General features: G+C 43.9%; 1 protein-coding gene. It reads left to right on the top strand.

Going from position 1 to position 599, the window contains the following annotated elements; translation table 11 throughout:
• A partial coding sequence (locus WMO75_RS20205; RefSeq protein ID WP_349078886.1) for a VirB6/TrbL-like conjugal transfer protein, CD1112 family occupies window positions 1-599 on the top strand: 599 nt, incomplete at both ends.

The raw sequence follows: 599 nt of genomic DNA, 5'->3' as shown, positions 1-599 counted from the left end.
TGTTTGGATAACATGTTCACGTCTGTCAATGAGCAGGTGGGAACCATAGCCGGGCAGGTGGGACAGACACCGCAGGGGTGGAATGCAGGGATTTTTAATCTGATTCAGAATATATCCCAAACGGTGATCGTCCCCATTGCGGGACTGATCATCACCTTTGTCCTGTGCTATGAATTGATCACGATGGTAACACAAAAAAACAATTTCCATGAATTTGAGACTTATAACATTTTCCTCTGGATTTTCAAAGCGTATGTAGCCATTTATCTGGTGACAAATACGTTCAATATCACGATGGCGGTCTTTGACGTTGGCCAACATGTGGTCAATAATGCCGCCGGGGTGATATCAGGAAACACTGCGGTGGATGCAACAGAAGCAATTACACGAATTGTGGATGCCCTGGAGGATATGGAGTTAGGGGATTTGTTCCTGCTATCCATGGAAACGCTGCTGATCAGTATTACCATGCGGATTCTGTCAATCATCATAACCGTTGTTTTGTACGGAAGAATGATAGAAATTTACCTTTATACTTCCATAGCACCAATTCCGTTTGCCACCATGACCAATAAGGAATGGGGCAATATCGGAAACAA

The sequence above is a fragment of the Blautia intestinihominis genome (assembly GCF_040096655.1).
Classification (GTDB): domain Bacteria; phylum Bacillota; class Clostridia; order Lachnospirales; family Lachnospiraceae; genus Blautia_A; species Blautia_A intestinihominis.
Note: the sequence above shows the minus strand (reverse complement) of the source record. Positions and strands in the feature narration are given on the sequence as shown.